Below are 23,491 nucleotides of genomic sequence, written 5' to 3' on the forward strand. Positions count from 1 at the left end.
AAGGGGGCAGGGAGAGCGATGCGGGTCCTGTTCAGCTTCGCGGGCGGCAATGGACACTTCCAGCCGCTGGTGCCGCTCGCGCGAGCCGTGACGGCGGCCGGCCACGATGTCGCCTTCGCCGGGCAGCCGGCGATGACCGAAACGGTCGAGGCCGCCGGCTTCACCGCCTTCGCCACCGGCGGAATGACGCTGCGCTCGGCCCCGGTCCGCACGCCGCTGCTCGCCTTCGACGCCGCGCGGGAGGACCGGGCGGTGCGCGACGGCTTTGCCGGCCGGGTGGCGCGCGACCGGGCGGCCGCGCTGCTCGATCTGTGCGGCCGCTGGCGGCCGGACCTGCTGGTCTGCGACGAGATGGATTTCGGCGCCATGGTCGCGGCCGAGCGCCTCGGCCTGCCCCATGCCTCGGTGCTGGTGATCGCCGCCGGCGCCCTGGTCCGGCCCGATCTGGTGGCGGCGCCGCTCGACGCGCTGCGGGCGGAGCACGGCCTCGGCCCCGATCCGGATCTGGCGATGCTGCGCCGGCACCTGGTGCTGTCGCCGGTGCCGCTGTCGTTCCGCGACCCGGCCTACCCGCTGCCGGCGACGGCGCGGCTGATCCGCCCGTCGGTCGGCGAGGCCGTGGCGGAGGTGCCGGCCTGGCTCGCGGCTCTGCCGACGGATCGGCCGGTCGTCTACGCCACGCTCGGCACCGTGTTCCATCTCGAAGCCGGGGACCTGCTCGAGCGGATGATCGCCGGGTTGCGCGACCTGCCGGTCACCCTGGTGGTGACCACCGGACGCGAGATCGACCCGGCGGCGTTCGGCCCGCAGCCGGCGCATGTCCGGATCGAGCGCTACGTGCCGCAATCACAGCTGCTGCCCCGTTGCAGCCTGATGGTCTCGCAGGCCGGGTCGGGCGGCGTGATCGGGGCGCTGGCGCATGGCGTGCCGATGGTCCTGCTGCCGATCGGGGCGGACCAGCCGGCCAATGCGGAGCGCTGCGCCGCGCTCGGCGTCGCCCGGGTGCTCGACCCGGTCGGCTGCTCGCCGGAGACGGTGCGCGAGGCCGCACAGGCAGTGCTGGCCGATCCGGCCTGTCGGTCGGCGGCGGCGCGGATGGCGCGGGAGATCGCCGCCATGCCGGACCCGGCGGAGGCGGTGCCGTTGCTGGAGCGCCTTGCCGCCGGGACCACGGAATTGCCGCAAATCGGCGATAGCCGTTGAAGCTGCCGGGCTCGGCTCGGGTGGTGCGGGAGGGGCGAATGCGGAAGCGATGGATCCTGGGTCTCGGCGTGCTTACGGCGCTCTCGGGGCCTCTCACGGCCGGGACCGCGTCGGCGCAGCGGCAGGCCGAGTATGATTCGACAGGCCGCCTGATCGGATACGAGCGACAGGACGGTAAACGCACCGTCCACTACGACTCCGCAGGTCGGATGACGGGATATGACCGGCAGGACGGCTCCCGCGTCCTCCGCCACGATTCCGTTGGCCGCACGCTCGGCTATGACCGCCAACAAGGCAACCGGACGATCCACTACGATTCGACCGGGCGCATCATCGGCAGCAGCGACAAAGAGGACTGAGGGCCGCGGGCTCAGCCGGCCCTCGGCAGCACTGCGCCGTCGCGGGCGTAGACGAGGGCGATGCGGCACGATGACGGCTCGAACTGGACCACGACGCTGCCGCCGCCGGCCATCTTGAGCCAGGCCTGGCGCTGCAGGTTCCGCCGCGTCCCCCCGCTGCGCCGGCCGCTCGTCGCCGCTGGCGCCAGGTCGTAGTCGGTGATCCGGTCGGCGGCGATCCCGGCCGCCGTCAATGCCCCGGCGATCCGGTCGCTGCAGGCATTGCCGCCGGACAGCTGCCGCAGCTTCGCCGCCACGGCCGGGTCGGGCGCGGCCTCCGGCGGCGCCGCGGCGATGCAGCCGGTCAGGACGAAGCCGGCGACGACAAGGGTGCGGATCGGATGCATGGCCGTCTCCCGTCGGTCGGAGGGGCCGGCCGCCAGCCTGCGCCCCTGATGCGATATGGGGTTCAGGCCGCTCCGCTCAATGCTTCTTGCCGAAGGAGAACAGCTTCTTCAGGAAGCTCGACTGGCCGTGGCGCTTGCGCTTGCGGGCGATCGCCTCCTCGTTCACGCACCAGGCGATCTGCAGCACCCGGCGCTCACCCTTGAACGGCAGGTGGCCGTGCCAGGAATGGTCGGAGCGCTGGAAGGCCAGGAAGTTGCCGAAGGTCGGCGCCACTTCCCGGGCATCCGGGCTGTTGATGTCCTGGCTGGTCAGGATGCGCAGGCAGCCTTCGTTCGAGGCCCACTCCCGGTTCAGATAGACCAGCGCAGTGACGATCTTGTCCGCCCCGTCGGTGTGCGGCCGCCCGGCCGCCGCCTCGGACCATTTCCGCACCGTCACCAGGGTCGGCTTCGACGCCAGGTCGAGGCCGAACTTGGCACCCAGCATGGTGGCGAATTCCCGGCTGGTGACGTCCGACACCAGCTCCTTGAACGCGGCCCCGGCCGGGTACTCGTCCGGCGGCACGAAGCCGGTGATCGGGATATCGGGGAAATCCTTCTCCAGCTCGGCGCGGCGCGCCTCCGGCAGCACATCCCCGGAAATCACATGCGGGAACGGCGTCCGGTCCACCGCCGCCTGTTCGAGCACATCGTAGCGAAGCATCACACCGTTCTCCTGAAGCGCGGCCGGCCGCGCGATCTTGCGGCGGAGAATAGGCCCGGGACCGGATGCGATCAACTCGCAGCGCGGTCGCAGGCCCATGGGTGTCTTTGGGAGAACCCTGGCATCGGCCGTCGCGGGTCGCCATAAAGGCGCCCGGAGGTAGCCATGGGTCCCATCGTCATCGTCCTGCCGCGCAAGATGAAGTTCGGCGCCGTCGGCGCCAGCCCGGTCGATCTCTATGCGCGCGACACCGTCACCTTCAGCCGCTACGCGCAGGACATCGTCGTGGTCGGGCAGGATGCGGGCGAGCCCTTCCCGGGCATCCGCTTCCATCCGATCCCGCTGCAGGAGGGGGAGCCGCATCGCCGCTGGATGAAGCGGGCGCTGCCGCAGATCAAGGCGCTGAACCCATCGCTGATCGAGGTGCACGCCCACCGGGTGACCGCCTCCGCCCTGGTCCGGGCGCTGCCGCGGGTGCCGCTGCTGTACTTCCGGCACAACTTCATCCGCTTCCACAAGGGGCTGCTGTGGCGGCTGCACTATCGCGCCGCCGTCTCCCGCTTCGCCGGCTTCGTCTTCGTGTCCGAGGCGCTGCGCCGGCACTTCCAGGCGCATGCGCCCTGGTTCAAGGGCACGCTCGACGTGGTCTATAACGGTCTCGACATGGACGCGCCGGCACCGCCGCCGGAGGCCAAGGAGAACATCATCATCCAGGTCGGGCGGGTGATCCCGGACAAGGGGCCGCTGGAATTCGCCCGGGCGATGAAGCCGGTGCTGGCGGCGCATCCGGACTGGCGGGCGGTGATGATCGGCCGCGGCCGCGACCCGGCCTTCGTCGAGCAGGTCAAGGCCACCCTGGCCGAGGCCGGCGACCGGGCGCAGTTCCTGCCCTTCATGCCGCATGACGAGGTCATGGGCTGGGTCCGCCGCGCCGCCATCGCCTCGGTGCCCTCGGTCTATGAGGAGCCGTTCGGCCGCACCGCGCTGGAGGCGCTGACCTGGGGCGCCGCGCTGATCTGCTCCGGCACCGGTGGCTTGCGCGAGATCACCGGCGACACCGCGGTCACCCTGCCGAAGGTGACGGCGGAGGCCATCCAGGCGGCCGCCGAGACCCTGATCGGCGACCCGGCGCTGCGCCGCCGGCTGCAGCTCGCTGGGCCGGCCCGGGCGAGGGCGCATTTCGACGCCCGCAGCATCGTCGCGGGGCTCGACGAGATCCGCGCGCGGCACCTGGCCGAGCGGGTGTAGGCTGCCACGTCACATTTGCAGAGGCTGTTCCGTCTTGTCCGTGTCGCCCTTCGCCCCCGAGACGCAGATGGATCACGCCCATGCCCGCTCCGACGCCGCGGACTTCGAAGCCAGCCGCAGGGTTCTGTGGGGCCTGGCCTACCGCATGCTCGGCTCGCGCGCCGACGCCGAGGACGCGGTGCAGGAGACCTGGCTGCGCTGGCAGGCGGCCGACCGCGGTGCCGTCGACAACGCCCGGGCCTGGCTGGTCACCGCCTGCACCCGGCTGTGCATCGACCAGCTCCGCTCGGCCCGGCACCGGCGCGAGACCTATGTCGGCCCCTGGCTGCCGGAGCCGCTGGTGACCGAGACCGCTCCCTCCGCCGCCGAGGAGCTGGAGCGCAGCGAGACGCTGACCACCGCCTTCCTGCTGCTGCTGGAGAAGCTGACGCCGGTGGAGCGCGCGGCCTATCTGCTGCAGCATGTCTTCGGCCTGGAGCATGCCGCCGTGGCGACGGCACTCGACCGCAGCGACGCCGCCACCCGCCAGCTGGTCAGCCGCGCCCGGCGCAAGCTCGAGGGCAGCGGCCTCGCCGCCGAGCCGGTGCCGCAGCCGCGGCACCAGGCGATGCTGACCGCTTTCCACGACGCGCTGCGCTCCGGCGACCTGGCGCAGCTGACCGCGCTGCTGGCCCGCGACGCCCAGCTGTACAGCGACGGCGGCGGCAAGGTCCGGGCGGCGATGAACGTGATCGAAGGCAGCGAGCGGGTGGCCCAGTTCCTGCACGGCGTCTGGCGCAAGTTCGGCCGCGAATTCACCTATCTGCCGCGCTGGATCAACGGCCAGCAGGGCTATGTGGTGATGGACGGCGATCAGCTGATGGGCACCATCGGCGTCGCCGTCGGGCCCGAGGGAATCACCGGCGTGTTCTGGACCCGCAACCCCGACAAGCTGGGCTCGGTTTCGCTGCCGGGGCAGGGCGGCGCCTGATCGTTTCGCAGGCGATCGATGCGGCTTGACGGGGCAGGGGTGCATCCGTATAGTCCGCGCGCTTTTCCGGGAGCCGGCTGTAACCCGTTTTGCGACGGGTTAGACGCGCTTTCCGCAGAGACAGACGACCGCGGATGCATCTGGGATGCAGCCGCGACAAGCGAAGGACTCCGGTTGGCCCCGCAGGCGTGGGCGCCTCGGGGTCCTGTATCGTTTGCGTCATCCTTCTCTCGGATTGTGATGTCAAGCCAGTGGCGACCGGAGGGGTGGGCCGCTTTGCCGGGCCGTTTTTGTCGAAGAACCAAGAAGGGCAGATATGCCGACGATCAATCAGTTGATCCGTAAGCCGCGCCAGCCGCAGCGGGCGCGCAACAAGGTGCCGGCTCTCCAGGCCTGCCCGCAGAAGCGTGGCGTTTGCACCCGTGTCTACACCACGACCCCGAAGAAGCCGAACTCGGCGCTTCGTAAGGTGGCGCGCGTGCGCCTCACCAACGGGTTCGAGGTCACCAGCTACATCCCGGGTGAAGGCCACAACCTGCAGGAGCACTCGGTCGTCATGATCCGCGGCGGCCGCGTCAAGGACTTGCCGGGCGTGCGCTACCACATCATTCGCGGCACGCTCGATACGCAGGGTGTCAAGGATCGTCGCCAGCGCCGGTCGAAGTACGGCGCGAAGCGTCCGAAGTAAGGAGGTCACAGATGTCCCGTCGCCATCGCGCCGAGAAGCGTGAAATCCTGCCGGACCCGAAATTCGGCGATGTCATCCTGTCGAAGTTCATGAACAACCTCATGTACGACGGCAAGAAGTCGACCACCGAGACGATCGTCTACGACGCGCTCGACAAGCTGCAGGCCCGCACCAAGGCCGACCCGATCGTGGCCTTCCACGAGGCGCTGGCGAATGTCCGCCCGCATGTCGAGGTCCGCTCGCGCCGCGTCGGCGGCGCCACCTACCAGGTGCCGGTCGAAGTCCGCGCCGAGCGTGGCCAGGCCCTGGCCATCCGCTGGCTGATCGCGGCGGCGCGCAAGCGTTCCGAGACCACCATGGTCGACCGCCTCTCGAATGAGCTGATGGACGCCTCCAACCAGCGGGGCGCCGCGGTGAAGAAGCGCGAAGACACGCACAAGATGGCGGACGCCAACAAGGCGTTCTCGCACTACCGCTGGTAACCCAGCCTCCGGCCCGAGAGACTGATCATGCCGCGTAGCCACGCGATCGAGAAATACCGCAACATCGGCATCATGGCGCACATCGATGCCGGTAAGACGACCACGACCGAGCGAATCCTCTACTACACCGGAAAGTCGTACAAGATCGGCGAAGTGCATGAAGGCACGGCGACGATGGACTGGATGGAGCAGGAGCAGGAGCGCGGCATCACCATCACCTCGGCTGCGACCACCGCCTTCTGGCGCGACTATCGCGTCAACATCATCGACACGCCGGGCCACGTCGACTTCACCATCGAGGTCGAGCGGTCCCTGCGCGTGCTCGATGGTGCGGTGACGGTGTTCGATTCGGTGGCGGGCGTCGAGCCGCAGTCCGAGACCGTCTGGCGCCAGGCCGACAAGTACAAGGTTCCGCGGATCTGCTTCGTCAACAAGATGGATCGGATCGGCGCCAACTTCTATCGCTGCGTCGACATGATCAAGGACCGGCTGGGCGCGGTGCCCCTGGTGCTGAACATGCCGATCGGCGTCGAAAGCGAGTATGCCGGCATCGTCGACCTGGTCGAGAACCGGGCGGTGATCTGGGAGGACGACAGCCTCGGCGCCAACTTCCACATCGCCGAGATCCCGGACGACCTGAAGGAGAAGGCGGCCGAATACCGCCAGACCCTGCTCGACACCGCGGTCGAGATGGACGACACGGTGATGGAGGCCTATCTCGAAGGCACCGAGCCGACTCCGGACCAGCTGCGCGCCTGCATCCGCAAGGGCACGCTGGCGTTCAAGTTCGTGCCGGTGCTCTGCGGCTCCGCCTTCAAGAACAAGGGCGTGCAGACCCTGCTCGACGCCGTGGTCGACTTCCTGCCGTCGCCGCTCGACGTCGCCCAGGTCGAGGGCCACAAGGTCGATTCGGACGAGCCGGACACCCGGCCGACCAATGACGAGGCGCCGTTCTCGGCTCTCGCCTTCAAGATCATGACCGACCCGTTCGTCGGCTCGCTGACCTTCGCCCGCATCTATTCGGGCACGCTGCTGGCCGGCTCCTACGTCCAGAACTCGGTCAAGAACCAGAAGGAGCGGGTGGGCCGCATGCTGCTGATGCATGCGAACAACCGCGAGGAGATCAAGGAGGCCAGCGCCGGCGACATCGTCGCTCTGGTCGGCTTGAAGAACACCACGACGGGCGACACCCTGTGCGATCCGGCCAAGCCGATCGTGCTCGAGCGCATGGAGTTCCCGGAGCCGGTCATCGAGGTCGCGGTCGAGCCGAAGTCGAAGGCCGACCAGGAGAAGATGTCGACCGCGCTGCAGCGCCTGGCGCAGGAGGATCCGTCCTTCCGCGTCGCCGTGGATCCTGAGAGCGGCCAGACCGTGATCAAGGGGATGGGCGAGCTCCATCTCGAGATCCTGGTCGACCGCATGAAGCGCGAGTTCAAGGTGGACGCCAATGTCGGCGCGCCGCAGGTGGCCTATCGCGAGACCATCACCCAGCGGGCCGAGATCGACTACACCCACAAGAAGCAGACCGGCGGTTCCGGCCAGTACGCCCGCATCAAGCTGGTGTTCGAGCCGCTGCCGGCCGGGTCGGGCTACCAGTTCGAAAGCTCGGTCATCGGCGGCACCGTGCCTCGGGAATACATCCCGGGCGTGGAAAAGGGCCTGAACTCGGCCAAGGACACCGGCGTGATCGCCGGCTTCCCGGTGATCGACTTCAAGGCCTCGCTGATCGACGGCGCCTATCACGACGTCGACTCCTCGGTGCTGGCCTTCGAAATCGCCTCCCGCGCCGCGTTCCGCGAGGGCATTCCGAAGGCACGGCCGGCGCTGCTCGAGCCGATCATGAAGGTCGAGGTGGTGACGCCCGAGGACTACATGGGCGACGTCATCGGCGACCTGAACAGCCGTCGCGGCCAGATCCAGGGCATGGACAGCCGCGGCAACGCCCAGGTCATCGCGGCGATGGTGCCGCTGGCCAACATGTTCGGCTACGTCAACACCCTGCGGTCGATGTCTCAGGGCCGCGCCCAGTATTCGATGCACTTCGATCATTACGAGCAAGTGCCCCAGGCGATCGCCGACGAAGTCCGCGCCAAGCTTGCTTGATGCGCGCTTAAGAAGAACGGAGAGAGAGAATGGCGAAGGCGAAGTTTGAGCGGACGAAGCCGCACTGCAACATCGGCACGATCGGTCACGTGGACCACGGCAAGACGTCGCTGACGGCGGCGATCACGAAGGTGTTGGCGGAGACGGGCGGGGCGACGTTCACGGCGTACGACCAGATTGACAAGGCGCCGGAAGAGAAGGCGCGCGGGATCACGATCTCGACGGCGCATGTGGAGTATGAGACGGCGAACCGTCACTACGCGCATGTGGACTGCCCGGGCCACGCCGACTACGTGAAGAACATGATCACGGGTGCGGCGCAGATGGACGGCGCGATCCTGGTGGTGTCGGCGGCCGACGGCCCGATGCCGCAGACCCGCGAGCACATTCTGCTGGCGCGTCAGGTCGGTGTGCCGGCGCTGGTGGTGTTCCTGAACAAGGTCGACATGGTCGACGATCCGGAGCTCTTGGAGCTGGTCGAGCTTGAGGTGCGCGAGCTGCTGAGCTCGTACGACTTCCCTGGCGACGACATTCCGATCGTGCCGGGCTCGGCGCTGGTGGCGCTGGAGGACGGCGACAAGAAGCTGGGCCACGACGCGATCCTGGAGCTGATGGCTCGGGTGGACGCGTACATCCCGCAGCCGGAGCGTCCGAAGGACAAGCCGTTCCTGATGCCGATCGAGGACGTGTTCTCGATCTCGGGCCGCGGCACGGTGGTGACGGGCCGGATCGAGCGCGGCATCGTGAAGGTGGGCGAGGAAATCGAGATCGTCGGTCTGAAGCCGACGGTGAAGACGACCTGCACCGGCGTCGAGATGTTCCGCAAGCTGCTGGACCAGGGCGAGGCGGGCGACAATGTCGGGGCGCTGCTGCGCGGCACCAAGCGCGAGGAGGTCGAGCGCGGCCAGGTTCTGGCCAAGCCGGGCTCGATCACGCCGCACACCGAGTTCAAGGCCGAGGCGTACATCCTGACGAAGGAAGAGGGCGGCCGTCACACGCCGTTCTTCACCAACTACCGTCCGCAGTTCTACTTCCGGACGACGGATGTGACCGGAGTGGTGGAGCTGCCGGAAGGCACCGAGATGGTGATGCCGGGCGACAACATCTCGATGAAGGTCACGCTGATCGCGCCGATCGCCATGGATGAGGGCCTGCGCTTCGCCATCCGCGAAGGCGGCCGCACCGTCGGCGCCGGCGTCGTCGCCTCCATCATCAAGTGATGATGGCTTGAAGGATCATGGGTCGGGGGCCTCGGCTCCCGGCTTGTGAAGGACCAAGGACCGTACCTCCGTTACTCGCCGCAAGGCGGCGCGGAAAGGGCGGCCCGGGATGAGAGAGGCGACGGGCGACGAGCCCTGAGCTTCGCGCATGGCGGGCCCGATCACGAAAGCGTCACAACCGGCATTCCGGGCGTGACATTCGGGGCGGGCTCGGTTATGAAACGCGCCTCACCCGAGCCCCCTCGCGGCTTGGGTGAGTTTTTTTTTGGACTGTTCGCGACGTGGGGGCCGGATGAGCCGGTTTTCCACCTCTCGGCAAGAACACTCGGATACAGAACGATGGACAGTCAGAACATCCGTATCCGCCTCAAGGCGTTCGATCATCGCGTGCTCGACCAGTCGACCAGCGAGATCGTCAACACCGCGAAGCGGACCGGGGCTCGGGTGCGCGGGCCGATCCCGCTGCCGACGAACATCGAGCGCTACACCGTCAACCGCTCGCCGCATGTCGACAAGAAGTCGCGCGAGCAGTTCGAGATCCGCACCCACAAGCGTCTGCTCGACATCGTCGACCCGACGCCGCAGACCGTCGATGCTCTGATGAAGCTCGACCTTGCGGCCGGTGTCGATGTCGAGATCAAGCTCTGAGGCGGTGACAATGCGCTCCGGATTGATCGCCCAGAAGCTGGGCATGACACGAATTTTCGACGCCGACGGCCAGCACGTCCCGGTCACGGTCCTCAAGCTCGACGGCGTCCAGGTCGTCGCGGTGAAGACCGAGGAGACCGACGGCTACACCGCGGTGCAGCTCGGCGCCGGCAAGGCCAAGGTCAAGAACGTCTCCAAGGGCGTTCGCGGCCACTACGCCAAGGCTGAAGTCGAGCCGAAGAAGAAGCTGGTCGAGTTCCGCGTCAGCACCGATGCGCTGCTGACCGTCGGTGACGAGCTGACTGCCGACCATTTCGTGGCCGGCCAGGTCGTCGACGTCACCGGTACTTCGATCGGCAAGGGCTACGCCGGCGTCATGAAGCGCTGGAACTTCGGTGGCCTGCGCGCCTCGCACGGCGTGTCCGTCTCGCACCGGTCGCATGGTTCGACCGGCCAGCGGCAGGACCCGGGCAAGGTCTTCAAGAACAAGAAGATGGCCGGCCATCTCGGTGCCGAACGGGTGACGGTACAGAACCTCACCGTCGTCACCACCGATGTCGAGCGCGGCCTGATCATGGTCAAGGGTGCGGTCCCGGGCGCCGAAGGCGGCTGGGTGCTGATCCGCGACGCGGTCAAGCGGCCGGCGCCGAAGGACGTCCCGTTCCCGGGTGCGGTCCGCAAGGCTGCCGCCGAGACGGCTGCTGTCGACGCTCCCGCGGCCGACACCGCCGGCCAGGAGGGCTAAGCGATGAAGATCGCCGTCAAGACGTTCGACAACACCAGCGCCGGTGAGATCGATCTCGACGATACCGTGTTCGGTCTCGAGGTCCGCACCGATCTGCTCTTCCGTATGGTGAACTGGCAGCTGGCCAAGCGCCGCTCCGGCAACCATAAGACCAAGGGCATCAGCGAGATCAGCGGCACGACCAAGAAGCCCTACAAGCAGAAGGGCACGGGTCACGCCCGCCAGGGTTCGACGCGGTCGCCGCAGTTCCGCGGCGGCGCCCGGATCTTCGGGCCGGTCGTTCGCAGCCATGCGCACGACCTGCCGAAGAAGGTCCGCAAGCTGGCCCTGCGCCACGCGCTGTCCTCCAAGGCGGCCGATGGCAAGCTGGTCGTGGTCGATGCGGTCGTGGCCGACAGCCACAAGACCAAGGGCCTCGCCGCCAAGCTGACCGCGCTGGGTCTCGACTCCGCGCTGATCCTGGCCGGCGAGCAGATCGACACGAACTTCGCCCTCGCCGCGCGGAACCTGCCGTCCATCGACGTTCTGCCCAGCCAGGGCGCCAACGTCTACGACATCCTGCGTCGTGACACCCTCGTGTTGTCGCGCCAGGCGGTCGAGCAGCTCGAGGCCCGCCTGAAATGATCCGCTCTCGCAAGAAGAAGGCCGAGGCCAACGTCACCCCGCGGATGTACGACATCATCCGCGCGCCGGTGATCACCGAGAAGGCGACGCTCGCCGCCGGCCACAACCAGGTCGTGTTCAAGGTGCCGCTCGATGCCACCAAGCCCGAGATCCGCGGTGCGGTCGAAGGTGTGTTCGGCGTCAAGGTCACGGCGGTGAACACCCTGATCGTCAAGGGCAAGACCAAGCGCTTCCGGGGTCTCCCGGGCAAGCGTTCGGATGTGAAGAAGGCCGTCGTGACGCTCGCCGAAGGGCAGCAGATCGACGTGACCACGGGGGTTTGATCCGATGGCCTTGAAGACATTCAATCCCATCACCCCGGGCCTCCGCCAGCTGGTTCAGGTGGACCGCTCGGGCCTGTGGAAGGGCAAGCCGGTCAAGACCTTGACCGAGGGCCTGACCAAGAAGGGTGGCCGCAACAACACCGGCCGGATCACCGCCTTCCATCAGGGCGGCGGGCACAAGCGCACCTATCGCATCATCGACTTCAAGCGCCGCAAGCTTGGTGTCGTCGGCACGATCGAGCGCCTGGAATACGATCCGAACCGGACCGCGTTCATCGCCCTCGTCACCTATGAGGACGGCGAGCAGGCCTACATCCTGGCGCCGCAGCGCCTGGCTGCGGGCGACAAGGTCGTCGCCGGCGAGAAGGTCGACATCAAGCCGGGCAACGCCATGCCGCTGCGCAGCATGCCGGTCGGCACGATCGTCCACAATGTCGAGCTGAAGGCCGGCAAGGGCGGCCAGCTGGCGCGTTCCGCCGGCACCTACGCCCAGCTCGTCGGCCGCGACATGGGCTATGCCCAGCTGAAGCTGGCGTCGGGCGAGCTGCGCATCGTGCGCGGCGAGTGCTTCGCCACGGTCGGCGCGGTGTCGAACCCGGACCAGTCGAACATCTCGATCGGCAAGGCCGGCCGCAACCGCTGGCTCGGCAAGAAGCCGGTCACCCGCGGCGTCGCCATGAACCCGGTCGACCACCCGCATGGTGGTGGTGAGGGGCGCACCTCGGGCGGCCGTCATCCGGTCACCCCGTGGGGCAAGCCGACCAAGGGCCGCAAGACCCGCAGCAACAAGGCGACGGATAAGCTCATTATCCGCCGTCGCAAGAAGTAAGGGAGAGCGACGGTGGCACGCTCCGTTTGGAAGGGCCCGTTCGTCGACGGCTATCTGCTCAAGAAGGCAGACAAGTCGCGCTCGTCGGGCCGGAACGAGATCATCAAGATCTGGTCGCGTCGCTCGACCATCCTGCCGCAGTTCGTCGGCCTGACCTTCGGTGTCTACAACGGGCAGAAGTTCCTGCCGGTCGTGGTCAACGAGAACATGGTCGGTCACAAGTTCGGCGAGTTCTCGCCGACGCGGACGTACTACGGCCACGCGTCGGACAAGAAGTCGAAGAGGAAGTAAGCGATGGGACAGGAGAAGAACCCCCCTCGCCTTGCGGACAATGAGGCGCGAGCGTTTGCGAAGACGCTGCGCACCAGCCCCCGCAAGCTGAACCTCGTCGCTCAGTCGATCCGAGGCAAGGATGCGGCCAAGGCACTCGCCGAGCTCACTTTCTCCCGCCGGCGCATCGCCGACGACGTGAAGAAGGTGCTGCAGTCGGCGATCGCCAATGCCGAGAACAATCACCAGCTGGACGTCGATCGGCTCTACGTGGCCGAGGCCTATGTCGGGCGGCAGATCGTCATGAAGCGGTTCCATGCCCGCGCCCGCGGCCGTGCGTCCCGCATCGAGAAGCTCTGGTCGAACCTCACGGTCATCGTCCGCGAGCGGCGGGAGACGGCGTAATGGGTCAGAAAGTCAATCCGATCGGCCTTCGGGTCGGCATCAACCGGACCTGGGATTCGCGCTGGTTCGCGACCAAGGACTATGCCGGCCTGCTGCACGCCGATCTCAAGATCCGCGAGTTCCTCGAGAAGCGGCTGGCCCAGGCGGGCATCAGCCGCATCGTCATCGAGCGGCCGGCGAAGAAGGCGCGCGTCACGGTCTACACCGCCCGTCCGGGCGTGGTGATCGGCAAGAAGGGCGCCGACATCGAGAAGCTCCGCCAGGAGCTAGCGAAGATGGCGCGCAGCGAGGTCAGCCTGAACATCGTCGAGATCCGCAAGCCGGAGATCGACGCCAAGCTGGTCGCCGAGAACATCGCCAGCCAGCTGGAGCGCCGGGTCGCCTTCCGCCGCGCCATGAAGCGCGCGGTGCAGAATGCGATGCGCCTGGGTGCCCAGGGCATCCGGATCAATTGCGGCGGCCGCCTCGGCGGCGCCGAGATCGCCCGCACCGAGTGGTACCGCGAGGGCCGCGTGCCCCTGCACACGCTGCGCGCCGATGTCGATTACGGCACGGCGACGGCGAAGACCACCTACGGCACCTGCGGCGTCAAGGTCTGGGTGTTCAAGGGCGAGATCCTCGCTCATGACCCGATGGCCCAGGACAAGCGGGCGGCCGAGGCGGCTGCCGGCCCGTCTTCGGCCCGGCCGGAGCGTGGCGATCGTCGTGACGACCGTCGTGGCCGCGATCGCGGTCGGGAGGGCTGAGGATCATGCTGAGTCCCAAGCGCACCAAGTACCGCAAGCAGCACAAGGGCCGGATCCACGGCGTTGCGAAGGGCGGCACCACGCTGAACTTCGGCGCCTTCGGCCTGAAGGCTCAGGAGCCGGCGCGCCTGACCGCGCGGCAGATCGAGGCGGCCCGCCGCGCGATCACCCGCCACATCAAGCGTCAGGGCCGCGTCTGGATCCGGATTTTCCCGGATGTGCCGGTGTCGTCGAAGCCGGCCGAAGTCCGCATGGGTTCGGGCAAGGGCGCTCCCGAGTTCTGGGCGGCCCGGGTCAAGCCCGGCCGCGTCATGTTCGAGCTCGACGGCGTGCCCGGCGACCTGGCGAAGGAAGCCTTCGCCCTGGCCGCCGCCAAGCTGCCGATCGCCTGCAAGTTCATCGCCCGCCTTGGTGAGGAGGTCTGACCATGGATATCGAAGACGTCCGCGCCAAGACGCCGGACCAGCTGAAGGACGATCTGCTCGCGCTGAAGAAGGAGCAGTTCAACCTGCGCTTCCAGGCCGCGTCGGGCCAGCTCGAGAACACGGCGCGGGTCCGCGTCGTGCGCCGCGACATCGCGCGCATCAAGACCGTCATGGGCCAGCGCGGCAAGGATGCCGCGCTGGCCAAGTAAGAGGATTGTGAGCCATGCCGCGGCGCGTGCTCATCGGGACGGTTGTGTCCGACAAGACTGAGAAGACCGTCACGGTCCTCGTCGAACGCAACCTGATGCACCCGGTCTACAAGAAGTTCATCAAGCGGACCAAGCGGTACCTCGCCCATGACGAGGCCAATGCTTGCAAGGTCGGCGATCGCGTCTCGATCATCGAGACCCGGCCGATCAGCAAGCGGAAGTCCTGGCTCGTCCTGTCCGAGGCCGAGGCGAGCGCCATCGGCGCCTCCGCCGACCCCGCTGTTTCGGGAGCGTAAACCATGATTCAGATGCAGACGAATCTGGACGTCGCCGACAATTCAGGCGCTCGTCGGGTGATGTGCATCAAGGTGCTGGGCGGTTCCCACCGCCGGACCGCCACCGTCGGCGACGTCATCGTCGTGTCGATCAAGGAGGCGATTCCGCGGGGCCGCGTGAAGAAGGGTGACGTGCATCGCGCTGTCATCGTTCGGACCGCCAAGGAACTGCGCCGCCCGGATGGCTCGACGATCAAGTTCGACCGCAACGCGGCCGTGCTGATCAACAAGCAGGGCGAGCCGGTCGGCACCCGCATCTTCGGGCCGGTGACTCGCGAGCTGCGGGCCAAGAAGTTCATGAAGATCATCTCGCTCGCCCCCGAGGTGCTGTGATGGCTGCGAAGATCAAGAAAGGCGACCAGGTCGTCGTCCTCGCCGGCCGTGACAAGGGCAAGAAGGGCGAGGTCATCGAGGTCCGTCCGGCCGATGACCGCGTTGTCGTCCGCGGCGTGAACATCGTGAAGCGCCACACCCGCCAGTCTGCGAAGACGCAGGGCGGGATCGTGGAGCAGGAGGCTGCGCTGCACGTCTCGAACGTCGCGCATGCCGACCCGAAGAGCGGCAAGCCGACCCGCGTCGGCTTCAAGACGCTCGACGACGGCCGCAAGGTCCGGGTCGCCAAGGCCTCCGGCGAAGTGATTGATCGGTGAGGATGGCCATGGCTCGTCTCAAAACCCACTACGACAAGGTCATCCGGCCGAAGCTGAAGCAGGATTTCGCTTATGCGAACGACCTGCAGGTGCCGCGGATCGAGAAGATCATCATCAACATGGGCGTCGGCGATGCCGTCGCCGACAGCAAGAAGATCCAGGCGGCCGCGTCCGAGCTGACGCTGATCGCCGGCCAGAAGCCGGTGATCACGAAGGCGCGGAAGTCGATCGCGGTCTACAAGCTGCGCGAAGGCATGTCGATCGGCACCAAGGTCACCCTGCGCCGCGAGCGGATGTACGAGTTCCTCGACCGCCTGGTGAACATCGCCCTGCCGCGGGTCCGCGACTTCCGCGGCCTGTCGGCCAAGTCCTTCGACGGCCGGGGCAACTACGCCCTCGGCATCAAGGAGCAGATCGTGTTCCCCGAGATCGACTACGACAAGATCGAGACGGTTCGGGGAATGGACATCGTTATCGTGACGACCGCGAAGACCGACGAGGAGGCGCGTGCGCTTCTCAAGGCCTTCGACTTCCCGTTCGTCAGCTGAACGAGCAAGGATAGATCATGGCCAAGAAGAGCTCGGTCGAGAAGAACAAGCGTCGCGAGAAGCTGGCGAAGGCGTTCGCCGGCCGCCGCGAGCGCCTGAAGACGATCGCCAACGACCAAAGCCTGCCGATGGAGGACCGGTTCACCGCCCGCTTGAAGCTTGCGGAACTGCCGCGGAACTCCTCTCCGGTGCGCATCCACAACCGGTGCGAGCTGACCGGTCGCCCGAAGGCCTTCTACCGGCGCTTCAAGTTGAGCCGTATCGCGCTGCGCGAGCTGGCCTCGCGCGGGCAGATCCCCGGCATGACCAAGTCGAGCTGGTAAGGAGTACGGATTATGTCGCTAAGTGATCCGTTGGGCGATCTGCTCACCCGTATCCGCAATGGCCAGCGCGCCGGCAAGGCCGTGATCGAGACTCCGGCCTCGAAGCTGCGCACCAATGTGCTCGACGTACTGAAGCGCGAGGGCTACATCCGCGGCTATGAGACCCATGAGGTCAGCACCGGCATCTCGGCCACCAAGGTCGAGCTGAAATATGCCGAGGGCCAGCCGGCGATCCGCCGCATCGACCGCGTGTCGAAGCCGGGCCGTCGCGTCTACTCCGGCATCAAGGACCTGCCGAAGGTGTACAACGGGCTGGGCATCTCCATCCTGTCGACGCCGCGCGGTGTGATGTCGGACGTCGAGGCCCGCGCCGCCAATGTCGGCGGCGAGATCCTCGCCCGCGTGTTCTGAGGAGAGCGGCGATGTCACGAATCGGCAAGCACGCGGTCAAGGTTCCGGCTGGGGTTGACGCTTCGGTGTCGGGCCAGGCCGTCTCGGTCAAGGGCAAGCTCGGTCAGCTCAAGCTCGCGGTCAACGACGAGATCAAGGTCTCGATGGAAGACGGCGCGATCAAGGTTGAGCCGAAGAGCCAGTCGCGCCTGGCGCAGACCATGTGGGCCACCAGCCGCACCCTGATCAACAACATGGTCGTGGGCGTCAGCACGGGCTTCACCACCAACCTCGAGATCAACGGCGTCGGTTACCGCGCCGCGGTCCAGGGCAAGGAACTGGTGCTGACCCTCGGCTACAGCCACGAGGTGCGTTATCCGATCCCCGAGGGGATCACGATCAAGTGCGAGAAGCCGACTTCGATCGCGATCACCGGCTTCGACAAGCAGCGCGTTGGCCAGGTTGCCGCGGAGATCCGCGGGTACCGGAAGCCCGAGCCGTTCAAGGGCAAGGGCATCAAGTACGAGACCGAGACCCTCCTGCGCAAAGAAGGCAAGAAGAAGTAAGGACGGCCGGGATGACCACCAAGACCAACGAGTTGCGCGAGCGCCGCAAGGAACGTCTCCGCCACAAGCTGAGCCAGGCCCGCTACGGCCGGGTCCGCCTGTCCGTGTTCCGTTCTTCGAAGCAGATCTATGCCCAGGTCATCGACGACCAGGCCGGCAAGACCCTTGCCGCCGCCTCGTCGATCGAGAAGGACCTGCGCGGGTCGCTGAAGACCGGCGCCACCATCGAGGCCGCCGCCGCGGTCGGCAAGCTCCTCGCGGAGCGGGCCAAGGCGGCCGGCGTCGAGAAGGTCGTGTTCGATCGTGGACACTACCTGTATCACGGCCGGGTCAAGGCCCTAGCCGATGCCGCCCGTGAGGGCGGCCTGGACTTCTGAGGAGCACGCGTATGGCACGCGAAAGCAGAGATTCGCGCGGTCCTCGGGATCGTGGCGACAAGCGCCCGAGCGAGCGGGATGCGGGTGAGGAGCTGATCGAGAAGCTCGTCCACATCAACCGCGTCGCGAAGGTGGTGAAGGGTGGCCGGCGCTTCGGCTTCGCCGCCCTGGTGGTCACCGGCGACGGCCGCGGCCGTGTCGGCTACGGCTCGGGCAAGGCCCGTGAGGTGCCGGAGGCGATCCGCAAGGCCACCGAGCAGGCGAAGCGCAGCATGATCCGCGTTCCGCTGCGCGAAGGCCGGACGCTGCATCACGACATCCTGGGTCACTTCGGCGCCGGCAAGGTCCAGCTCCGCAGCGCCACCCAGGGCACCGGCATCATCGCCGGCGGTCCGATGCGCGCGATCTTCGAGGCGCTGGGCGTCCAGGACGTCGTCGCCAAGTCGATCGGCACGTCGAACCCGCACAACATGATCAAGGCGACCTTCGAGGCGCTGCGGACGATCGAGGGCCCGCGGGCCGTCGCCGCCCGGCGCGGCAAGCGCGTCGCCGACATCATCGGCAGCCCGGCGGGCAAGCGCGAGGGTGGCGTCGAGGTGGTGGAGGCCGCGAATGGCTGACAAATCGACCGTGATCGTCACCCAGATCGGCAGCCCGATCGGCCGCCGGCAGGATCAGCGCCAGACGCTGGTCGGCCTTGGGCTGAACAAGCTGCATCGCACCCGCGAGCTGGAGGACACTCCGTCTGTCCGCGGGATGATCGAGAAGGTCAAGCACCTGGTGCGGGTCGAGCAGGCGGGCTGAGGCCCGTCTGTTCCTGAGGAGCAATCATGACGAAACTCAACGATCTCCGCGACAATGCGGGCGCGCGCAAGTCGCGCATCCGCGTCGGTCGCGGCATCGGCTCCGGCAAGGGCAAGACCGGCGGCCGTGGTGTGAAGGGTCAGAAGAGCCGGACCGGCGTCGCCCTGAAGGGCTTCGAAGGCGGCCAGATGCCGATTTACATGCGGCTGCCGAAGCGGGGCTTCAACAACAAGAAGTTCCGGTCGAACTACGCCGTGGTCAATCTCGGCCGCCTGCAGAAGGCGATCGAGGCCGGCCGGGTCGACGCGGCCAAGCCGGTCGACGCCGAGGCGCTGGTCGCCGGCGGCCTCATCGCCAAGACGCTGGACGGCGTCCGTCTGCTGGCCAAGGGCGAGCTCTCGGCCAAGGTCACCCTGCACGTCTACAGCGCCTCGGCGGCTGCGGTCGCGGCGGTGGAGAAGGCCGGCGGCTCGGTGGTCCAGACCAGCCCGGCTCCGGCCGAGGCTGTCGAGAATGACGCAGGGGCGTCGTCCCAGGCTTAACGCCGCCGTCCAACACGGGTAAAAACGGAGGGCGGGGACCGCGTTTGTTCGCAGTCCCCGCCCTTTTCATTCGAGGCCTTGCATGGCATCTGCTGCAGAACAGCTCGCTGCGAACCTGAACTTCGGCGCCTTCGCCAAGGCCACGGAGCTTCGCAAGCGCATCTGGTTCACCCTTGGCGCGCTGATCATCTACCGGATCGGCACCTACGTGCCGATTCCCGGGATCGATCCCCGCGTGCTGTCGGAGATCTTCCAGCAGCAGGGTGGCGGCCTCCTCGGCATCCTCAACATGTTTGCCGGTGGCGCGCTGGGTCGGATGACGATCTTTGCGCTGAACATCATGCCGTACATCTCGGCCTCCATCATCATCCAGCTCCTGACGGCGGTGTCGCCGACGCTCGAGGCGCTGAAGAAGGAGGGCGAGGCCGGCCGCAAGAAGATCAACCAGTACACCCGCTACTTCACCGTGGTCCTCGCCACGGCCCAGGCCTATGCGCTGGCGGTCGGGCTGGAGAGCGTGAGCGGCTCGATCGGTCCGGCGGTGGTCGATCCCGGCTGGTACTTCCGCTTCACCACGGTGGTCACCATCGTCGGCGGCACCATGTTCCTGATGTGGCTGGGTGAGCAGATCACCTCGCGCGGCGTCGGCAACGGCATCTCGCTGATCATCTTCACCGGCATCGTCGCCTCGCTGCCGCATGCCCTGGTGCAGATGCTGGAGCTGGGCCGGACCGGCGCGATCTCGCCCTTCGTGATCCTGGTGCTGCTGGCGCTGTGCGTGGCGGTGATCTTCTTCATCGTCTACATGGAGCGGGCGCAGCGGCGACTCCTGGTGCAGTACCCGAAGCGACAGGTCGGCAACCGCATGTTCGGCGGCGAGAGCTCGCACCTGCCGCTCAAGCTCAACACCTCGGGCGTGATCCCGCCGATCTTCGCCTCGTCGCTGCTGCTGCTGCCGGCGACGCTCGTCGGTTTCGCCGGCAACCAGGCCGAGGGCGCGAGCGGCTGGGTGTCCTGGATCGCGACGCAGCTGGCCCACGGCCAACCGCTGTTCATGGCGCTCTATGCCGGGCTGATCATCTTCTTCTGCTTCTTCTACACCGCGATCGTCTTCAATCCGGAGGAGACGGCCGACAACCTGAAGAAGTATGGCGGCTTCATCCCCGGCATCCGCCCGGGCAAGTCGACTGCCGACTACATCGACTACGTGCTGACCCGGATCACGGTGATCGGCGCCGCCTATCTGACGGTGGTCTGCCTGCTGCCGGAGTTCCTGACGTCGCAATACGCGGTGCCGTTCTACTTCGGCGGCACCAGCCTGCTGATCGTGGTCACGGTCACCATGGACACCGTGGCCCAGGTCCATTCCCATCTCCTGGCCCATCAGTATGAGGGGCTGATCAAGAAATCGAAGCTGCGGGGGAGCCGTCGATGAATTTGATCCTGTTGGGCCCGCCCGGGGCAGGGAAGGGGACGCAGGCGAAACGGCTGGAGGAGCGCTACGGGCTGAAGCAGCTCTCGACCGGCGACATGCTGCGGGCGGCGATCGCCGCCGGCACGCCGCTCGGCTGCCAGGTGAAGGAGATCCTGGATCGCGGTGATCTGGTGACAGACGAGGTCATGCTGGACATGATCGCGGAGCGGATTGCCCAGTCCGACTGCGATCGCGGCTTCATCCTCGACGGCTTCCCGCGCACCGTGCGCCAGGCCGAGGGGTTGGACGAGATGCTGGGCCGGCACGGCAGGGCGCTGGCCGTGGTGATCGAGATGAAGGTCGATGAGGCGGCTTTGTTCGCCCGCGTCGCCAACCGCGCCGCCCAATCGACCGAGAAGCGCGCCGACGACACCGAGGAGACGCTCCGCAAGCGCCTCGGCATCTATCGCGAGCAGACCGCGCCGATCATCCCCTATTACCGCGACAAGGGGCTGCTGAAGGCAGTGGACGGCATGGCCGACATGGACACGGTGACCCGGCAGATCGAGGCCATCCTCGGCTTCCAGCCGGCGAACGCCTCCTGACCGGACGGGCCGCGGCGTGACGATCAGGGCGGCCTTCGGGCCGCCTTTTTCATGACCGGGCGGCGGCTGCGACGATCCAGTCGCGGAAGGCGCGGATCTTGGGCCGGTGGCGCTGGTCCGCGGCGTAGACCAGCCAGTAGCCCTTGGCGCGGTCGACCAGGAGCGGGAAGGGCGCAACCAGCCGTCCGTTGGCCAGGTCCTCGGCGAAGAAATCGGGCGTGACCAGGGCCGCTCCGAGCCCGCCCGCGGCGGCCTGCGCCGAGGCTGCCTGGTTGTCGAAGCGCGGCGCCTGCTTTCGCATCGCCGGTGGGGCATCGACGCCGGCCGCCTCGAACCAGGCATCCCAGCTCATGCTCATGCCGATCAGCGGCAGCGACAGCACATCCGCCGGTTGGCGCAGCCCGGCCGCGAGTTGGGGCGCCACCACGCAGGCGAGGCGAACCTCCAGCAGCTTGTGGGCGATGAAGCGCGGCGGAAAGCCGCTTGGCCCGGCGCGGATCTCGATATCGGCGGAGAGCTCGCCCTCGATGCTGTCGCCGAGCTCGGTGCTGGTGGCGAGCTTGACCGCAATCTCCGGATGGGCGGCCTGGAAGGCGCCGAGCCGCGGCGCCAGCCAATGGGTGGTGAAGGTTGGCACCGAGACGACCGTCAGGCTGCGGCCCGCCGCATCCACCTCGCTGCCGAGTACGGCGCGCAGCCGGCCGAAGGCGTCGACCACCTCCGCGGCCAGCCGCTCGCCGGCCTCGGTCAGGGCCAGGCTGCGGCCGCGGCGGGCGAACAAGGGCGCCCCCAGCCGCTCCTCCAGCCGCTTGATGTGGTAGCTGACCGCCGCCTGGGTCAGCCCCAGCTCCGCCGCCGCGCGGGTGAAGCTGACATGCCGCGCGGCCGCTTCGAAGGCGTGCAGGGCAGGCAGGGGCAGGCTGTCGGTCGGCATGGCCCAGTATAAGCCTGGCTTATGATCGGCGGCGAGGCCCTGCGTGGTTCGGCCGGAGGGGATGGCGCATCGTCCGCCCATTCTTTCCAGCCAGGATGCACATAATGCCCGCCGACCCTCTGAGCTTCCTCAACCCCGACACCATGCCGGCGCCGAACGGCTACTCCCAGGTCGTGCTGATCCCTGCCGGCGCCCGGCTGGTCCAGCTCGCCGGCCAGGTCGGCCTTCGCCCGGACGGCTCGATCGCCGGGCCGGATTTCGCCGCCCAGGCCGAACAGGCCTTCGAGAACGTCAAGGCCGGCCTGGCCGCCGTCGGCAGCGGCTTCGAGCATGTCGTCCGGCTCGGCATGTTCGTCACCGACTTCGCCGCCCAGGGGCCCGCCTTGCGCCAGGTGCGCGACCGCTACGTCAACTGCGCGGCGCCGCCGGCCAGCACGACACTGCAGATCGACCGCTTCTTCCGCGAAGGGTTGCTGTTCGAGCTCGACGTGCTCGCCGTGGTGCCGGGATGAGCGCCATGCCGGCCGTCCTTCCGGCTCGCCGGCCGAGGGCGCTGTGCCGCCTCGCTGGAAAGCTGCTGTCGCTCGCGTCGCTGCTGTGGCGCCGTCGCCCGGTGCTGCGGCCGGGCGACCTCTCTGACCATCTCCGGGCCGATCTGGGGCTCGATCGGTGGCGAGGCTGGCAGAGGCCGCCCCGCGATCCCCTCTGAGATCACCCCATCGCAATTCCTTAAACGCCGATCCGACGCCCCTCGCTGATCGAGACTGGCGTGATACCCTCCCTTCGACCGGCTTGCGCCCGATGGGCTGTCAGTCGGAATTTCGAAGGGGGAATTTTCATGCGGATTTCATTGGTCTGCGGCGCTCTCATCGCCTTCCTCATGCTCGGCGCATGCCAGCAGGCCGCAAAGAGCCCGTCCGTCGCCGCCGCGGAGGCAGCTCCGGTGCGAGATGGCATGGGAACGATCATCGGCCGCGGAATTCTCCGCATGCCGAACGGAACCCTGCTGACCTGCGCGGGCCAGCGCGTTCGCGCCTATGTCGAGACGACGGATGTTGCCCTGGCCGTGGGGAAGATGAGTTCCCCCTACATGTCCGCCGCCGATCTGTGGCTCGCCATTCTGGAGAAGGCCGAGCGGCAGGAAGCCAAATGTGATTCGAGCGGATACTTCAGCTTCGCCAACATCCCCGCAGGCAAATGGATCGTGGTCGGCACGGTCGCCTGGAAGGTGCGCGACACCGGACATGGTCAATTCGTGCTGATTTCCAACGATGTAGCACTGAAATCAGGCCAGAAGGCCGGTCTGCTGCTGTCGAGCAGCTATTGCTGTTCCGACGGATACGCCGGGCCGAAGCCGGTGACGGTCGATCTCGCCACCGGCCGCATCACCCCGGATCCTTACTGACTGGTGGGTCGG

36 protein-coding genes are annotated in these 23,491 nt (G+C 67.5%); 33 read left to right on the forward strand and 3 right to left on the reverse strand.

Annotation, left to right across the window (positions count from 1 at the left end):
* Positions 1 to 18 precede the first annotated feature (18 nt).
* Positions 19 to 1,203 carry a glycosyltransferase gene (locus tag QFZ27_RS14875; RefSeq protein ID WP_429227168.1) on the forward strand — a complete coding sequence of 395 codons (1,185 nt, stop codon included), beginning with the start codon at positions 19 to 21 and terminating at the stop codon, positions 1,201 to 1,203.
* 38 nt (positions 1,204 to 1,241) lie between these two features.
* Positions 1,242 to 1,562 (forward strand): hypothetical protein, encoded by a 321-nt coding sequence (locus QFZ27_RS14880; protein WP_429227169.1) that lies wholly within the window; start codon positions 1,242 to 1,244, stop codon positions 1,560 to 1,562.
* An 11-nt stretch (positions 1,563 to 1,573) separates the two neighbouring features.
* On the opposite strand, the gene QFZ27_RS14885 is transcribed toward QFZ27_RS14880, so the two are convergent.
* The gene (locus QFZ27_RS14885; protein WP_429227170.1) at positions 1,574 to 1,948 is read right to left on the reverse strand and encodes a hypothetical protein; all 375 of its coding nucleotides are present in this window, start codon (positions 1,946 to 1,948) and stop codon (positions 1,574 to 1,576) included.
* 76 nt (positions 1,949 to 2,024) lie between these two features.
* Positions 2,025 to 2,651, reverse strand: coding sequence for a 2OG-Fe(II) oxygenase (locus QFZ27_RS14890; protein WP_429227171.1), 627 nt, complete (start codon positions 2,649 to 2,651; stop codon positions 2,025 to 2,027).
* 165 nt (positions 2,652 to 2,816) lie between these two features.
* On the opposite strand from QFZ27_RS14890, the gene QFZ27_RS14895 reads away from it, so the two are divergent.
* The 29 genes from QFZ27_RS14895 to QFZ27_RS15035 all read left to right on the forward strand — a co-directional run bounded on the left by QFZ27_RS14895 (position 2,817) and on the right by QFZ27_RS15035 (position 21,140).
* Positions 2,817 to 3,899, forward strand: a complete 1,083-nt coding sequence (locus QFZ27_RS14895) for a glycosyltransferase family 4 protein (protein ID WP_429227172.1) — start codon at positions 2,817 to 2,819, stop codon at positions 3,897 to 3,899.
* 67 nt (positions 3,900 to 3,966) lie between these two features.
* Positions 3,967 to 4,869: an RNA polymerase sigma-70 factor gene (locus QFZ27_RS14900; RefSeq protein WP_429227173.1), complete on the forward strand. Its 903-nt coding sequence runs from the start codon at positions 3,967 to 3,969 to the stop codon at positions 4,867 to 4,869.
* 316 nt (positions 4,870 to 5,185) lie between these two features.
* On the forward strand, positions 5,186 to 5,557 hold the full coding sequence (gene rpsL, locus QFZ27_RS14905) for a 30S ribosomal protein S12 (protein WP_026873043.1): 372 nt from the start codon (positions 5,186 to 5,188) through the stop codon (positions 5,555 to 5,557).
* An 11-nt stretch (positions 5,558 to 5,568) separates the two neighbouring features.
* Positions 5,569 to 6,039, forward strand: coding sequence for a 30S ribosomal protein S7 (rpsG, locus tag QFZ27_RS14910; RefSeq protein WP_429227174.1), 471 nt, complete (start codon positions 5,569 to 5,571; stop codon positions 6,037 to 6,039).
* 27 nt (positions 6,040 to 6,066) lie between these two features.
* On the forward strand, positions 6,067 to 8,142 hold the full coding sequence (gene fusA, locus QFZ27_RS14915) for an elongation factor G (RefSeq protein ID WP_429227175.1): 2,076 nt from the start codon (positions 6,067 to 6,069) through the stop codon (positions 8,140 to 8,142).
* 29 nt (positions 8,143 to 8,171) lie between these two features.
* On the forward strand, positions 8,172 to 9,362 hold the full coding sequence (tuf, locus tag QFZ27_RS14920) for an elongation factor Tu (RefSeq protein ID WP_429227156.1): 1,191 nt from the start codon (positions 8,172 to 8,174) through the stop codon (positions 9,360 to 9,362).
* 339 nt (positions 9,363 to 9,701) lie between these two features.
* Positions 9,702 to 10,010 carry a 30S ribosomal protein S10 gene (gene rpsJ, locus QFZ27_RS14925; RefSeq protein WP_026873858.1) on the forward strand — a complete coding sequence of 103 codons (309 nt, stop codon included), beginning with the start codon at positions 9,702 to 9,704 and terminating at the stop codon, positions 10,008 to 10,010.
* 10 nt (positions 10,011 to 10,020) lie between these two features.
* Entirely contained in the window at positions 10,021 to 10,755 is a 735-nt protein-coding gene (rplC, locus tag QFZ27_RS14930; RefSeq protein WP_429227176.1) for a 50S ribosomal protein L3, read from the forward strand.
* Positions 10,756 to 10,758: 3 nt separating this feature from the next.
* Positions 10,759 to 11,379: a 50S ribosomal protein L4 gene (gene rplD, locus QFZ27_RS14935; protein WP_429227177.1), complete on the forward strand. Its 621-nt coding sequence runs from the start codon at positions 10,759 to 10,761 to the stop codon at positions 11,377 to 11,379.
* Positions 11,376 to 11,702 carry a 50S ribosomal protein L23 gene (locus tag QFZ27_RS14940; RefSeq protein WP_138892697.1) on the forward strand — a complete coding sequence of 109 codons (327 nt, stop codon included), beginning with the start codon at positions 11,376 to 11,378 and terminating at the stop codon, positions 11,700 to 11,702. The genes rplD and QFZ27_RS14940 overlap by 4 nt, the downstream gene beginning before the upstream one ends.
* A gap of 4 nt (positions 11,703 to 11,706) precedes the next feature.
* Entirely contained in the window at positions 11,707 to 12,531 is an 825-nt protein-coding gene (gene rplB, locus QFZ27_RS14945; protein WP_380305237.1) for a 50S ribosomal protein L2, read from the forward strand.
* 12 nt (positions 12,532 to 12,543) lie between these two features.
* A complete protein-coding gene (gene rpsS, locus QFZ27_RS14950; RefSeq protein WP_342239776.1) occupies positions 12,544 to 12,822 on the forward strand; it encodes a 30S ribosomal protein S19 in 279 nt (92 codons plus the stop codon).
* A 3-nt stretch (positions 12,823 to 12,825) separates the two neighbouring features.
* Positions 12,826 to 13,206: a 50S ribosomal protein L22 gene (gene rplV, locus QFZ27_RS14955; RefSeq protein WP_138892694.1), complete on the forward strand. Its 381-nt coding sequence runs from the start codon at positions 12,826 to 12,828 to the stop codon at positions 13,204 to 13,206.
* On the forward strand, positions 13,206 to 13,952 hold the full coding sequence (gene rpsC, locus QFZ27_RS14960) for a 30S ribosomal protein S3 (RefSeq protein ID WP_429227178.1): 747 nt from the start codon (positions 13,206 to 13,208) through the stop codon (positions 13,950 to 13,952). Before rplV ends, rpsC begins: the two co-directional genes overlap by 1 nt.
* A gap of 5 nt (positions 13,953 to 13,957) precedes the next feature.
* Positions 13,958 to 14,377: a 50S ribosomal protein L16 gene (rplP, locus tag QFZ27_RS14965; protein WP_138892692.1), complete on the forward strand. Its 420-nt coding sequence runs from the start codon at positions 13,958 to 13,960 to the stop codon at positions 14,375 to 14,377.
* A gap of 2 nt (positions 14,378 to 14,379) precedes the next feature.
* Complete coding sequence (gene rpmC / locus QFZ27_RS14970) at positions 14,380 to 14,586, forward strand: 50S ribosomal protein L29 (protein ID WP_309791387.1); 207 nt, start codon at positions 14,380 to 14,382, stop codon at positions 14,584 to 14,586.
* A gap of 14 nt (positions 14,587 to 14,600) precedes the next feature.
* Positions 14,601 to 14,882, forward strand: coding sequence for a 30S ribosomal protein S17 (gene rpsQ / locus QFZ27_RS14975; RefSeq protein ID WP_395682330.1), 282 nt, complete (start codon positions 14,601 to 14,603; stop codon positions 14,880 to 14,882).
* Between the two features lie 3 nt (positions 14,883 to 14,885).
* Positions 14,886 to 15,254, forward strand: a complete 369-nt coding sequence (gene rplN, locus QFZ27_RS14980) for a 50S ribosomal protein L14 (protein WP_026873847.1) — start codon at positions 14,886 to 14,888, stop codon at positions 15,252 to 15,254.
* A complete protein-coding gene (gene rplX / locus QFZ27_RS14985; RefSeq protein ID WP_429227179.1) occupies positions 15,251 to 15,571 on the forward strand; it encodes a 50S ribosomal protein L24 in 321 nt (106 codons plus the stop codon). Before rplN ends, rplX begins: the two co-directional genes overlap by 4 nt.
* An 8-nt stretch (positions 15,572 to 15,579) precedes the next feature.
* Positions 15,580 to 16,119 carry a 50S ribosomal protein L5 gene (rplE, locus tag QFZ27_RS14990; RefSeq protein ID WP_429227180.1) on the forward strand — a complete coding sequence of 180 codons (540 nt, stop codon included), beginning with the start codon at positions 15,580 to 15,582 and terminating at the stop codon, positions 16,117 to 16,119.
* Positions 16,120 to 16,136: 17 nt separating this feature from the next.
* Positions 16,137 to 16,442 (forward strand): 30S ribosomal protein S14, encoded by a 306-nt coding sequence (gene rpsN / locus QFZ27_RS14995; protein WP_088152685.1) that lies wholly within the window; start codon positions 16,137 to 16,139, stop codon positions 16,440 to 16,442.
* Positions 16,443 to 16,454: 12 nt separating this feature from the next.
* The gene (rpsH, locus tag QFZ27_RS15000; RefSeq protein WP_342241625.1) at positions 16,455 to 16,853 is read left to right on the forward strand and encodes a 30S ribosomal protein S8; all 399 of its coding nucleotides are present in this window, start codon (positions 16,455 to 16,457) and stop codon (positions 16,851 to 16,853) included.
* An 11-nt stretch (positions 16,854 to 16,864) separates the two neighbouring features.
* Positions 16,865 to 17,398: a 50S ribosomal protein L6 gene (gene rplF, locus QFZ27_RS15005; protein ID WP_429227181.1), complete on the forward strand. Its 534-nt coding sequence runs from the start codon at positions 16,865 to 16,867 to the stop codon at positions 17,396 to 17,398.
* Between the two features lie 11 nt (positions 17,399 to 17,409).
* Positions 17,410 to 17,775: a 50S ribosomal protein L18 gene (rplR, locus tag QFZ27_RS15010; RefSeq protein WP_429227182.1), complete on the forward strand. Its 366-nt coding sequence runs from the start codon at positions 17,410 to 17,412 to the stop codon at positions 17,773 to 17,775.
* 11 nt (positions 17,776 to 17,786) lie between these two features.
* Positions 17,787 to 18,395, forward strand: coding sequence for a 30S ribosomal protein S5 (gene rpsE / locus QFZ27_RS15015; RefSeq protein ID WP_380305219.1), 609 nt, complete (start codon positions 17,787 to 17,789; stop codon positions 18,393 to 18,395).
* Positions 18,388 to 18,579, forward strand: coding sequence for a 50S ribosomal protein L30 (rpmD, locus tag QFZ27_RS15020; RefSeq protein ID WP_429227183.1), 192 nt, complete (start codon positions 18,388 to 18,390; stop codon positions 18,577 to 18,579). Before rpsE ends, rpmD begins: the two co-directional genes overlap by 8 nt.
* A 26-nt stretch (positions 18,580 to 18,605) precedes the next feature.
* Positions 18,606 to 19,121 carry a 50S ribosomal protein L15 gene (rplO, locus tag QFZ27_RS15025; RefSeq protein ID WP_429227184.1) on the forward strand — a complete coding sequence of 172 codons (516 nt, stop codon included), beginning with the start codon at positions 18,606 to 18,608 and terminating at the stop codon, positions 19,119 to 19,121.
* Positions 19,122 to 19,203: 82 nt separating this feature from the next.
* A complete protein-coding gene (gene secY / locus QFZ27_RS15030) occupies positions 19,204 to 20,556 on the forward strand; it encodes a preprotein translocase subunit SecY (RefSeq protein WP_429227185.1) in 1,353 nt (450 codons plus the stop codon).
* Positions 20,553 to 21,140: an adenylate kinase gene (locus QFZ27_RS15035; RefSeq protein WP_429227186.1), complete on the forward strand. Its 588-nt coding sequence runs from the start codon at positions 20,553 to 20,555 to the stop codon at positions 21,138 to 21,140. Before secY ends, QFZ27_RS15035 begins: the two co-directional genes overlap by 4 nt.
* Positions 21,141 to 21,189: 49 nt before the next feature.
* Here the strand turns inward: QFZ27_RS15035 and QFZ27_RS15040 are convergent, their stop codons facing one another.
* Positions 21,190 to 22,074: a LysR substrate-binding domain-containing protein gene (locus QFZ27_RS15040; RefSeq protein WP_429227187.1), complete on the reverse strand. Its 885-nt coding sequence runs from the start codon at positions 22,072 to 22,074 to the stop codon at positions 21,190 to 21,192.
* 104 nt (positions 22,075 to 22,178) lie between these two features.
* On the opposite strand from QFZ27_RS15040, the gene QFZ27_RS15045 reads away from it, so the two are divergent.
* Both QFZ27_RS15045 and QFZ27_RS15050 read left to right on the forward strand, forming a co-directional pair.
* Entirely contained in the window at positions 22,179 to 22,586 is a 408-nt protein-coding gene (locus QFZ27_RS15045) for a RidA family protein (protein WP_429227188.1), read from the forward strand.
* Positions 22,587 to 22,912: 326 nt separating this feature from the next.
* The gene (locus tag QFZ27_RS15050; RefSeq protein ID WP_429227189.1) at positions 22,913 to 23,479 is read left to right on the forward strand and encodes a hypothetical protein; all 567 of its coding nucleotides are present in this window, start codon (positions 22,913 to 22,915) and stop codon (positions 23,477 to 23,479) included.
* Positions 23,480 to 23,491 lie beyond the last annotated feature (12 nt).

Source organism: Inquilinus ginsengisoli, from assembly GCF_050434925.1.
Lineage (GTDB): Bacteria > Pseudomonadota > Alphaproteobacteria > DSM-16000 > Inquilinaceae > Inquilinus > Inquilinus ginsengisoli_B.